Source organism: Pseudomonas triclosanedens (assembly GCF_026686735.1).
In the GTDB taxonomy this organism is placed as follows: Bacteria; Pseudomonadota; Gammaproteobacteria; order Pseudomonadales; family Pseudomonadaceae; genus Pseudomonas; species Pseudomonas triclosanedens.
This window is the reverse complement of the sequence record NZ_CP113432.1, coordinates 320,031-332,448: the sequence shown is the minus strand read 5'-3', so window position 1 is coordinate 332,448 and position 12,418 is coordinate 320,031. Positions and strand designations below refer to the sequence as shown.

Annotated in this window: 8 protein-coding genes; 2 read left to right on the top strand and 6 right to left on the bottom strand. The window is 56.5% G+C overall.

Annotation, left to right across the window (positions count from 1 at the left end; genetic code table 11):
* Window position 1 precedes the first annotated feature (1 nt).
* Window positions 2–475 carry a hypothetical protein gene (locus OU419_RS01540; protein ID WP_079391657.1) on the bottom strand — a complete coding sequence of 158 codons (474 nt, stop codon included), beginning with the start codon at window positions 473–475 and terminating at the stop codon, window positions 2–4.
* 105 nt (window positions 476–580) lie between these two features.
* Window positions 581–856 carry a hypothetical protein gene (locus OU419_RS01535; RefSeq protein ID WP_034030906.1) on the bottom strand — a complete coding sequence of 92 codons (276 nt, stop codon included), beginning with the start codon at window positions 854–856 and terminating at the stop codon, window positions 581–583.
* Window positions 857–1,058: 202 nt separating this feature from the next.
* On the opposite strand from OU419_RS01535, the gene OU419_RS01530 reads away from it, so the two are divergent.
* Window positions 1,059–1,454, top strand: a complete 396-nt coding sequence (locus OU419_RS01530) for a hypothetical protein (RefSeq protein ID WP_034030908.1) — start codon at window positions 1,059–1,061, stop codon at window positions 1,452–1,454.
* A gap of 132 nt (window positions 1,455–1,586) precedes the next feature.
* A complete protein-coding gene (locus OU419_RS01525) occupies window positions 1,587–3,116 on the top strand; it encodes a Fic family protein (protein ID WP_254469946.1) in 1,530 nt (509 codons plus the stop codon).
* A gap of 168 nt (window positions 3,117–3,284) precedes the next feature.
* Here the strand turns inward: OU419_RS01525 and OU419_RS01520 are convergent, their stop codons facing one another.
* Genes OU419_RS01520 through OU419_RS01505 form a run of 4 tightly spaced genes read right to left on the bottom strand, consistent with a single transcriptional unit; the run spans window position 3,285 to window position 12,412 of the window.
* Window positions 3,285–5,096, bottom strand: a complete 1,812-nt coding sequence (locus OU419_RS01520) for a hypothetical protein (RefSeq protein WP_034030910.1) — start codon at window positions 5,094–5,096, stop codon at window positions 3,285–3,287.
* On the bottom strand, window positions 5,093–7,549 hold the full coding sequence (locus OU419_RS01515) for an AAA family ATPase (protein WP_034030911.1): 2,457 nt from the start codon (window positions 7,547–7,549) through the stop codon (window positions 5,093–5,095). Before OU419_RS01515 ends, OU419_RS01520 begins: the two co-directional genes overlap by 4 nt.
* Window positions 7,549–9,039: a hypothetical protein gene (locus tag OU419_RS01510; RefSeq protein WP_034030913.1), complete on the bottom strand. Its 1,491-nt coding sequence runs from the start codon at window positions 9,037–9,039 to the stop codon at window positions 7,549–7,551. The genes OU419_RS01515 and OU419_RS01510 overlap by 1 nt, the downstream gene beginning before the upstream one ends.
* Complete coding sequence (locus OU419_RS01505; protein WP_254469945.1) at window positions 9,023–12,412, bottom strand: DEAD/DEAH box helicase; 3,390 nt, start codon at window positions 12,410–12,412, stop codon at window positions 9,023–9,025. Before OU419_RS01505 ends, OU419_RS01510 begins: the two co-directional genes overlap by 17 nt.
* Window positions 12,413–12,418: the final 6 nt, after the last annotated feature.

Below are 12,418 nucleotides of genomic sequence, written 5' to 3'. Positions count from 1 at the left end.
GTTACCTACCGCCCTGGTGATTGTTGCCCTTGATCGGCTTCATCCCGACGAGGTGGGCCAAATGCGCATGGCTACGATATCCATGAGGCCATACGGGATTCGCAGGCGTGATATAGGTATAAAGATCACGCACCTGCTGCGCAGTAATACGTGCGAGTGCGGGAGCCACCAAACGCTCCGCGAGTACCAATTGATGGATGGAGGTCTTCGTGAGACTCTCTGGCCATATCAGGCATGACACCCGTGTTTCTGGACTGGCATACGCAGTCAACCAGCGATAAAGAGCCGTTTGACCAATGCAAAATCGATCCGGGTCACTCACCACCAGCGGGTAGACTCTATTAATCAGGTGAATCAGCGATGAAGGCACCAGCGCCCGATCCGAAAGCTCTATCGGCGCAAGGTCAAGTTCCCGCTCCACGCGGGCAAAATCGGGATGAACACCATGTATATCGGCAAGTGCAAGTTCCAGCATGCGTAAGACTCCACTACTCGGTCCTTTACCTAATAGTGGGAAGACAGTGCCCTAATCCGGCAGCCATGTCGGATTTAGCATGCGAAACTCGCCGGTCCGTGAATTTCACTGGGCCACGACTGTGGCAATCCAGGCTGCGCCGATAGCTCCTCCCAAGTACCCCATCAGCACCAGCAGCATCAGCTCGGCCCTCCGCGGTTCACCAAGCCGCCTCAACACCCGGACGAGAGCCAGAGTGGGTACGATAGATAAAAGTCCCCAGCATATCGCTGGCTCTGGCAGTTCTAGCAACCCCACCATGGACCACAGGGACAACTCAATCGTCAGCCAGAGTGCGTAGGGACGCCATATCGCCCCTTCCACCGAATTGAATGTATTCATGTAACCTCCTGAATATCGAGCATCCAAAAGCTTCTGCAGAAAAGAGTACCCTTCAAAGTAAAAAATTCAACTCAGAACGCACACAGAAAAACAAAAAACAGACATCCAGGAATGAAATACCCTATCAATTCGCAACAGACTTTCGCATGCTAAATTGAACCTTAAAAATCTTAGTTGAAATTAAGACATACCGGAGTGTCAGATGCCCATCAAACCCGATATTGAAATTCCTCCGACGGATTTCCAGGCCCTGATAGAGCGTATATCTACTGAGAGCCGTGCGAGCTTTTCTCCAGAGCTTTACATGGAAGTGTTTGCCATGGATGAACAAACATTTTCCCGCCTCGCCCATGTGTCCCCTGACGCCGTCAGAACGGCTCCCGAGTCCGAGAGGATCCAGGACTACATCCGGAGCACCCTCCGCGTGCTCAGCGCTGTCGCGGACACAGGAACTGACATTGGCAAAGCCATCTACTGGCTCAGGAGCGTGCACTTGTCGACGTTCAACGATAAAACAGCCGAAGAGATGGTCAGTGAGGGCCGGACAGCACAACTGATCGACTACCTACGCTCATGGGAGGCAGGAGCCCAAGGATGACCTGCACGCTGTTCTGCACCAACCTCCAGAAGCAGCAGATCGAGCATGATGACGGTAAAATTTTGTCTATCCATATCCATATTTTTCAAATAATGTTTGCCCGGTTCAAAAAACTTTAGCCAGGAGCACAGAATGGAGAGCCCACTTGTCGGCTATGCCTTTCTCGTCGAAACCCTGAAGCTGAAAGTCTTCCCGATTCAGCGTCCTGCAGTGATCAGACCTGTCACGCGGATTGAGCCGTTGGGCCGCGAACTCGCCGTACCTCAGCGTCTCGCCCCACCACCAGGCGACTGTTGTGCTCATGTCCTGTTCGCCCTGAAACATGAGGGGGTCAACCTAGGCGTGCTGGCCCAGGCATTGCCTCAGATCCCTGCCGCCACCATGCTGGCAGAGCTTCGCACGGCCCCGAGCGGCGCCTATATCCGCAAGGCCTGCTTCCTCTGGGAGGCCTTCAGCGGAACCCGGCTGCCCCATGATGTGAGTCCAAAAGGCGCAGCAACCCTGCTGTTCGACCCGGACCGCTACATCACTGGCCCTGCGCGGCGCGATACCCGCTGGCGGGTGGATTTCAACGGCCTGGGCACACTCCATTACTGCGCTACGGTCGAACGGACACCCGAGATCGAGGCGCTGCTGGCACTGGACATTCTCGGCAAGTCACGTGAGTTCATCGGCTCGCTGCCCGCGGGAATGATGGACAGGGCCCTGAGCTGGGCCTACCTCCACGAAACCCACAACTCCTTCGCCATCGAACGTGAAGCCCCCAGCGCTGACAAGGCCGAGCGCTTCGTCCAGTTGCTGCGGCAGGCCCATGAGCGCCAGCCGCTGACCGAGGACTACCTGGTCTCGCTGCAGAACAGCACGATCAGCAATCCCTTCGATCGGGCTGTCGCCTTCCGCCACGAACAGAATCACCTGAACAACGGCCTGCGCGGCGCTGCGGGCGTGACCTATGTTCCTCCACCTCCCGAGCTATGCCGAGACCTGATGGAAGAACTGATGCAGTTCGCCAACGAAGCGCCCATGCAGATCGATCCGCTGGTCGCCGCCGGTATCATCTCGTTCGGTTTCGTCTTCCTGCACCCGTTCATGGATGGCAACGGCCGCCTGTCCCGGTTCCTGATTCATCAAGCGCTATGCCGAAGCGGTGCCATGAGCCATGGCCTGCTGCTGCCCGTCTCTGTAGCGATGAAGCGCGAGGAACAGCGCTATCTCGAAGCACTGCAAAGCTTCTCGCGCCCTGCTCGCGAGTTCTGGCGGGTATTGTGGCTCGATGCGAACAACCTGAGCTTCGAATTCACTGGGAATGAGGGGATCTATCGCTACTGGGATGCTACGGCGTGCGCGGCTTTCACCCTGGAGATGGCCAGGCAGGCGCTGGAAGTCGAACTGCATGAAGAAACCGAGTTTCTCCAAGCCTACGACCAGATATTCAAGGCCGTCGACGTACGCTACGACGTCCGCGGCAGTGACCTGGCGCAACTGGTGATGATGTGCCTGAGTAACAACGGCATCGTCTCGCGCAATCGCCGCAAACAGTTCCAGTACAGCGTCCCGGAAGAAGTATTCGACTTTATCGAGGAGCGTGCACGGCAAGTTCTGGCTGAACAGGCAACGAAGAAGGCAGATCCTAATGAGTCCACCTTCTTAAGCAAGAGCTAACTCTCAAGACTTCAAAGACCCGCTCATACATAACCCGATTACATCACGCACCCAACAATCTTCCACAAGTATTTCACTCATGTGCTCGCGCATTAGACTAACCCTCAAAGACGAGTTGGCTGCCAAGTCCACGCCATCTTTAAGAGACTTTAAAGCACAACACCAAATTTAAACCTGCATTGAAAATGCCCTACGTCCCAAGGAGGTAAAGTCCATATTCCCCGCAACTATTTGGTCAAATACGAGCTCCCCCTTTTGCTGTCGTAGATAGCGTTCAGTGCCGCACTTCGAGCAGTTCGCCCTGAACCCGGCAGGACTCTGGAAAACCAGACCTGCCTTTTCCTTACAGACTGGGCACGTTTCCAAAGCGAGTATCTCCTGATTAAGCAGCTCCAGAGCGTCCCCCTGCTGAGTTGCGTTAGCCGCAATCAAGGCCTTTTTCAGTTCATCAACGCGCTCGCTGGATACCACCTCTCGTACTCTCAGGACATGCATCTGATGATCAACGTGTAAACCGGAAACCCCGTCGGCCAAAGCCAGTACTTTTGCTGGCATTTTGGTGAGAGGCCTCCCATAAGACTGCAGCACCTTACGGTAAAGCACTCGATCAATAAGCTGGCCAAATCGCTCTACGCAGTACATGTCTGACGGGGAAAGAGCGATCCAGTTCTCCTGATATGCAGCCTGCTGAGGCTCCTGCCCAATAGCGGGCCAGGCAATGAATCTATCCCCAGGGATTTGCTGCAACGCCTCAAGCCCAGGCGTACTGCTCAGCCAGGGCACCACGGTGAGCAAGGTTTCGTCACCAGATTGCTCTCTAGAGGCGACGCTTACCAGCCGCCACTCCAGCTCATCCTGCTGAAGCCGTATGACTCTACCGGCCCATATGCCCTCATCGCGCCCATGCAGATACGGATATAAGGCATGTCGTAGAACCAGCCCGGCATAACGTGAATAGGCATGTGCTAGATACTGATTCTGCCTGAGCCGCTCTTCGGGAGTTGTTCGACTGCCTTGCGTCGTTTTTTCCAGAAGACTCCAGAGAATCGCCAGGTGCCGATAATGAGGATCATGGCTGAGGATGTTCGTTAGGTGCAACGAGCCCGTAACCTGCACCTGGCGACTCACCAGCATGTACAAGCCACTTTGCTGCAACCCCGAAATGGTCTTGTGCAGACGCTGAAGCGTTTCGAGCGTTTTGCTCAGGAGCTCCGATGCCTTGCTCGTCGCATTCTGGTCAAATGTCATCCCCCAGAGCCGGCAAACCTCGCGAGAAAGACGATAGTCAATCTCTTTTGACTGATAAAACTCCAGCGCCTGACTCAGGGTTGCCTGCAGGTCCTTCAGGGCTAACAGGCGGCCCCACAAATGGCGCTCGATTTTGTCCAGCAGCCGGGCATAAACAAGATTCTCGTAGATGCCGTAGTCATCTTCGCTAAATCGGGCGAGCACTTTCTTGGGAATCACACCGCTGAGCGTTTGCCGCTGCCAGCACTCTGAGTGGGATGCCAAGTGCACCAGTGCACCTTTATCGAGGCGCCGTGCACGCGCGACATCCGCCACCTCGTTCTCATAGCGCAAATCCAAACGTGGTCGTTGCGATATCTGATGCAGATGCCCATGTTGCACCACATCAAGCAAGCGCTCTTCAAAGGGCAGGAGATGGCTTTGAGCGTCAATGATCGCAGCCGGCATCAACGGCGACATCAACGGGGACGGCTGCATGTCGGCATCGATGGTTGCTATTGCTTTTGACAGCAGTTCTGCTGCCGTAGCCTGTGCATGCTGCGGTAGAACAAAAGAGCGCACCTCACTACCCAACTGACAGCGATCCCCGCCATCACTCACCAAGACACCCGAAAAATTCGTCGAGTGACCATTGAAAACCAGGCTGCTGGTAGCAAGCTGATAGCGCCCCGGCTCGACTACCGCAGGCAGGTGACGGCATTGCTTCCCTGTGAGTCGATCAAGCCACATCATCCACGGCCTTCCAAGCGTCTAATATCTGCGTCCAGCAATTCAAATGATTTCCGAGGCTCTCCATCCAGATCTGCCTCAATCCAGAAAGTCTCCAAGGCGCCTTTCAAGTTTCTGACTGCGTCAACACTCACGTTGTAGCGACCGGTGACCTTGCCCGAACGCATCACACGAGTGGACAGCAAATGATCCAGCGCTTCACCTGAGGAGGCACCACACGCCAGCATTACCGGAATGAAATCCAGTGCCTGTTTTTCAAAGCGATTCCCCCACCCGAGTGCAAATTGAGTGCCCAACTGCTCAGTGAAAGCATCCCCAGTCAGACGATTAAGCAACTGAGTAACTTCCCCTTTTCTCTCTTCACGAGCGCGGTTAAATGCTTTCCGCAGGGAGCGATAGGAGTAGCTCGTTGGCTCCATTTTCTTGATATCAAAACGATGATCCTGCTTGGGCAGTGTCATCACATGGGCCCGGTCATAGGTCTTATCAGCCAGTTCATTGGTAGTTTCATCGTGGTTGGCCGTACCAATAAACCAGACATTGCCTGGCACCAGAATCTTGCGCCCCTCATGCAGCATGGCAGGTGCATTTGGTAGGGCCGTCTCGGACAGACTGATCAAGCGCTCGTCCCGATTGTTCTTCTCCAGCGCGGAGAGGAACTCGGCAAAGTACTGCTCGGGGCGAGAAAGATTCATTTCATCCAGCAGGATGACATTACACGTGTCCTGCCAGCGAAGCGTCTGAGCCTTGTACAGGGCCTGTAAACAGTCTTTCTCGTAAAAGCGGCGCTCGAACGCGTTGTAATGCCCCAGCAGATCGTCGCGATCACGCCAACCGGCTTGAACGGCGATGTCCGTACAGAACCCTCCCATTGCCTTGGCAAGGGCCTTGGCCAGACTGGTTTTGCCAGTCCCGCTGATGCCCTGGAAGACATGCAATTGGCTCATGGCCAAGCCGCCAAGCAGCACGCGAATATCCTCGAGTGGATAGAACAGCTCTACATGCTTTTCGGCCTTGGCGATCCGGTGCTGCAGCTCCTCGGCAAACAACTTGAGATCGGGCACTTCCTCCAATTCCATACTGGCTCGGTACTCACGATCGGAGTCCATAAGCGACATGGCCGGGAAAGGCGTCTGGGTTTTCTGTGCGTTGGTGAGCTGCTCGATTCGGCTTTCAAGATCATCGATATGCACAGCCAGCGTATTCTTGTGCTGCTCTAGTACGCGCTTCTCCCGCGCTACAGCCTCCAGCTCAGTAGATGCAACGCGCTTGATGCTCAGCTCTCGCCGCAGATCATCCAACTCGGGTCTCAGCGTTGCGATATCTCGCTCAAGATCAGCCTTGCTGCTGCGCAGATATTCATTTTCCCGCTGCAACTCGGCTGTGTCCGACTGCTCCAGCGAGCGTTTAAGGACCCTGTTCTCCTGCCGCAAGCTCTCAAGCTGTTCCAGAATCTCTGCAGCCGACTGCTCACCAAGCGCCTGCTTGAGCTCCTGAATATCCGCCAATTGTTCTTTCAAACCCTCGGCTTTGCTCCAGGCGTTGTCACGCTGACGCTCCATCCTGGAAATAGCTTGCGCATGGCTCGTACGCTCCGCCTCCATTTCAGTAGCGATACGCTGCTCCAAGTCGCTCTCTGCAGCCTTGATTTCAGCCCACTCACGATCCAGCCTGCTACGTGCACGATCAAGCTCTATCTTCCGCTGCTGGATTTCATGCTCACGCTGATCCAACTGCCTGGTGCGTTCGGCCTCCTCCTCAGTACAGTTGAACTTGACCTCGGCCAAGCGCCGGGCGACCTGACTGAGCTCGCCATCAAGTTTGCGTTTCTCATCCTGCAACTGCTGTAGATGAGCTTCATGCTGCTGCGTCAGTTGGCGCTGTCGCTTTTCAAGCTGGCGTAGCGCATGCTCGTTCTGCTCAGCGTACCCAGCTTCTGCGTTTGCTTCACGCAAGTTCAGAGAACGTTCGGTATCCAGCAGCTCCGACTTCTTCCTAGCAAGTAGTGCTTGTTCACTTGCCAGTTCAGCCTTGTCACTCTCCAAAGCAGCGCTTGCTTCCTCAAGCGCTTGCTGCTGTGTCGCAAGTGCTTGCTCCCTTACTTCAGCAGTTAAGGCGAGCTGATTAGCCGCGTCCCAGCGCTCGGCATATTCGTCGTGCAGACGCTCCTTGAACCTCACCAGCTCTTTGCACACATTCGCAAATTGCTCAATCCACCGTGCAAGATCGGTGTCCCCGTCGCCCCGGAAACGTTCACACACGCTGCGTAACCAATCCGGCTCGACCTGGATATCAAGGCTCATACCAAACGACCGGTACACCTTGGATGCGCTCTCAAATGAAGCACTCCAGACAGGGATCTGCTTCTCCAGCGAAGGACGTGGCACTCCTGCTGTGGCAGTTGCAGCCGCGGGCATCTGCTGAGGACCAAACTTGTTTGAGCTCTTCTTCGCCATTACATCCATTCCTTAAAACATGCAGTGAAGCTCAAGGCGTACTGGATACTGTCCAGCGCCATACGGCTGGTGAGTTGAGTTTTTTCTCTTCCGGTAAAACTGCTCTGGGCGTGGCTGCTCCGATTACGCAAATCCGCGAGCTCCAATAGCTTCGACAACTGCAGCTCACGAGTACCCAGCACCTTGAGCGGATGCTGCGGCGCATTAAGAGTGCCCATGGCTGCGGCAAAAGTGAGCGCCTTAAGCGAGGACTCAGGCTTTGAGCAAGCCCAGATAACCTGATCAATCTTCTGCCTAGCCAGCAGCCTGATAACTTCCTCAGTGAATGCAGGGATCTGCAACGCTGAGAGAATCCGCTGATTAAGCTTCGGATCGGGCCGTTGCTGTTTTGGTAGTTGTCCTACGTCCGCTGGATACGTGCGAATCAGCCACTGCATGACGACCTCCAGCAGCTTCTGGCATTCCATCAGCGCCGCATCCAACTCTTGGTCGTGACTATCACCTTGATGGAGCTTCTCTTTGCGCACCAGCAGTGCAGCCAAATGGCGCTTGATATCAGGCTGGCGCTCCACCCAGGGGAATTCAATCAGGACCTGCAGCTCAGTCTGCTTTCGTAATGCTTCCAGCCACTGTTCAACACTTTGGTTGTCAGCTCGCGCTATACCCACCAATGGCTCCAGGCGAGCAAGCAGATTTGCGTCACGATCAATTACCCACCGAAGCGTGCCTTGCAGCCACCACGCATTTTCACGTAGCTCAAATGGATCCTTGACCGACCATAGGTCACCACCATCGTCATCAGCCGTAACCCAGACAAGAGCCCGTGCAGATTGCGGTGCATCATCCAGTCGCTGCACACCCTGCAAACTGATCTGTTTCGGTAGTTGGTTGCCGTGACCAAGTTGCTGGTTGGCACGATAGTCTTCGCGATAATCCCGATAAGCCAGCGTCAGGGACTCATGATCGAGTGGAGGCAGATCAGTTCTCCCGCTCGCAATCATGAATGGCCTGATCGTCTCCCCGGTCTTTCTTTCCCCCAGAAATTCCGGATACCGGGCCAGTGGGTCTCTTGGCTCGAGCTGGTTTAGCTGAGCAACCAGGCGCGGCCAGAACTGCCCCGTCAGCGCGTCCTGGAGCAAATAGCCGGCTTTCAGGTTGGCCTCGTCTGTCTCCTCGTCGTCTAGCAGACGCTCACCCTTGGCTGTCAGGGCCTGAGCATTCTCCACCAGCCAACCATTACTCACGCCCTGAGCCAAGATTAGCTTGATCAGGTTCTGGTGAAGCCCGGTCAGCTCGGCGATTGTCTCATCGCGGACAGCGCGTGCACGAATCAACCCAAACACCGCACGCTGAAACAGATTCAACTGCGGTCGCTTGGCGTCCGGGTATAGCACTCGATGCACTAGCACAGGCCAGAGCACCGGCCTTTTCTTGCCCCTCGGGGCGGGACCGAACCTGAGGTATGTGCCGGTTTCAACGAAGGCTGCCATGCTCACCTCCACACAGCTGGTAGAAGGCCGCCAATGCCGGCACCGCCTCTTCCGCCTCGGGACTGGTTGCCAGTGCCGCGTCACCCACGCAAATCAGCATTTGCCGTTGACGGCTCATAGCCACGTTCATTCGGTTCGGCAAACGCAGGAAGCCAAACTGGCGATTCAATTGCTTCTCACGATCGGCTGCATCGTCGCTGGCTTGCCCAGGCCTTGCCTGCTGGTAGGTACGTACGCAGGACAGCAAGACGACATCAAACTCCTTGCCTTGAAAGGCGTCGACTGAACCCACACGCAGTCGCTCTTCGAGGCTGACTGAGCCATCGCCTCGCACCTTTTTGGCCCATTTGAAATGCTCGTGTGGCTCATAGGCGCCGTTGCGGCGCTCCATCAACGCAACACCCTCTATCCGCTGCTGAGCGAGCTTCTCCATGATCAGATCACGTTGCGCCGCATAGAAGGTGATGATGCCAATCGAGAGGCTGTCACCTCCGGCATGCATCAGCCTTACCACTTCATCAGCAATGCGCTGAGCCTCAATATCCCTGACCCGGCTCGTCCCGCGGCGCTGATCCTTGCCCAGGGCAACAGGTACGTCGATCCATTGGCATACCCGGCCTCGGTAGTGCGGCTCAAGCTCCCCTAGAGCAGCCAGCAAATCCTGGGAGAAGACAAAATCTTCCGCAGCCCTGCCGGAGCGTACCGCCCCTAGACCAACAGCCTCGTAGAACTCTTTGCTGACGAAATCCCCCAATATGGGATGCATGCGGAACTGGGTATCCAGCATCACGACCCGGCGAATCGTGTCCTGCTTCTCCAGGTCTTGCAGCTTCACGCGCATGCGCTCGAACAGGCTGGAGCGAAAAGCCGCCAGTTGCAGCTCAGTCAGCTCGTGCTCCTCCTGCAGTTGCCCTTCAATGTCAGGCTCGAGCATGTGCGGCAACTGCCGGTCATCGCCCACCAGGACGATGCGCCGCTTGGCCATGGACATCGGCACAAACAGATCCAGAGGGTTGGCGCGGGCGGCCTCATCGATCACCACGGTGTCGAACTCAATATCGGAGCCATCCAGACCAGCCACTGACTTCAGACTCGCCATCTGCCGGCCTGCAGCTTGCTGACAGGTTGCCCCCACCACCATGGAGTACTCGTTAACCACAGCCTGAGCAGCATTGCGGTCCATCGCCAGGCTGTCGGCGAGCTGCTCCAGCACCCAGGCTACGCCCTGCTTGCGCTGGCGCAGTTTACTCTCCAGATGCCTGTCGATTTCATCAAGCAGAGCCTGACCTTCAGGGTCCGCCTGACGCCTCAATTCCGTAGGCCGGTAATCGGGCAAATACTGTTCGAGTAGGCGATCCTGGCACTCCGCAAGCGCATGCAGAGCCGACTCCGCCGGCTGCGAGCTATCCGCAGCGTCTTGCAGCAATGTCAGCAACTCGGCGCTGCAACCTTGGCCACAACGCTTCAACCAGCTGAGCAAATCCCAGGCTCGATCGGGGCCATCGTCAGCGAATGAGGAGGTCTCGACACGTAACGCTCGAATGCGTCTCAAGGCTTCTACATCCGGCCGGCTCTCGACGGAACTTGGCGCCTGCTTTTTTAGTTGCTCGATATGGTCCTCAAGCTGACTTTCCAGCCTGGGCGGCAATATGAGACCGCTTTGCTCCAGGTCTCGCAGTCCGTCCAAAATGCGGTCGAATGCTTCCGCTTGTTGAGCTGGCGATGCGCCGACAACTCGAGCCAGCGCCAATCTGGTCGACAGATCCCTGATGCTCTCCAGTTCCGGGTACTTGCTGTACTCCGTGGTAATTTTTTCCTGCAAATGGGCAACATGCCGCTCAAGCCAGGGATCGATCAGCGACGCCTCATCGCTCGCGCCGCGCTTACCGCCCACGCGCGCGCCAGGTAAGCCGAACACATCGCTGCGATCCAGAGCGTTGTCTACGGCATCGTGCTGAAAGCTGCTGATCAGGACCTGCGCGGCAATGTTCCGCTCTTCTGCCTCCTCAGCCAGGCGACGCTGCAATGCCGCGATTACCTGCGTTTTGCCCGTACCGGGTGGGCCAATGATGATGGCTAGGTCTGGTGTATTGAGTGCAGCATCCAGGGCCAGGGCCTGCTTCTCTGTTGGCTTGCCCCCCTTGAAGGTTTCCTGCGCATAGGGCGTAAGCCCTTTGATGGGCCGGCGCCGGGCCGCCGGCACCGCAACGCCCTCCAGAAGCCACTTCAACTGCGACAGCCGCTTGCCCGAGTCAATGGATTGTTTGGCCGCAAGGCGCCTCTTGCCTACGGAACGCTGGCCTGCCAGTGAGAGGTAGAGCCAGCCCTCAGCCTGTTTCGGGCGAACATCGCGCCGGTTTGAGGCAGTCTTGAAGACAACATAGTCAGGCTCAAAGCGTACGGTGCCGCGCGGCGTGCTCGCGGCTGCCTTCGCCTCGTCGGTGGTCAGCTCTTCAGCCCAGTCGGGCCGCTCAGTACCCAGGTCGAACTGGGTGTCGCTTGGCAATTCGAGATCGCGCCATCGCTGACGAAACTCCCGGTAGTCGTCCTGCGATTTCGGAGTCAGACGCCAGACGTTTTCACGTCCATCTTCCCCTCCATCACATTGCACGAAACGCAGTGAGCGCAGGGTCTCGGCCTGCTGCAATGCACTCTGCCATTCCTTGTCGTTGTAGAGATTCCACAACTCCAAATAACTGGCACTGTCGCGCAGCGCGGCATCCAGCAACGCCTGCTGACTGGCGCTATTGAGAACAGCGGCAACGGAGGCATCACAAAACGCAAACTGGCCGATCAGCAATGAAAATGCACCATCACGGCGAGAGTGGCGGGTAAGGCGTTTGATCAGCAATCCACGGTCCTGCCGTTGCTCCACATCGGCGCGCCAACCCTTGCCCAGCAGTTGGAAGCCTCCTTTGGAGGCGCTGTTGCTAAAGCGCGCGACGGTGAGCCAGTCCCCCTCGGCCAGCCCACGCACCAGAAACTGCTCCGCGAACCATCGGCAAGCAAGGTCGATGCTCTTATCGGCGATTTCCTGCTTGCCGTAGAGATCATCTGCGATCAGCTCGTCTATCCCCAGTTCAAGCTGCATGGCGGACACTTCGACTGGTGCGCAGTACTGCACCAGCAGCTTGCCGCCCTGTTTGCTGGTCAGCAGCCAGCGGCTCTGATCGCGCATTACCAGACGGCTAAATAGGCCATGGTCAGCCGGAGCGCAGTTGACCCTGACACGTGAGTCGCCCTGAACCGCCAGCCACTCATCCTGATAGCTCTGGAGGAAGATCGCCTGGCCGGCCAGGAAACCGTCGATACGCTCATCCGTAGAGAGAGCCAGAACATCCTCGGACAGCATGGGAAAGTCTTTAAGTTCCATACGCCA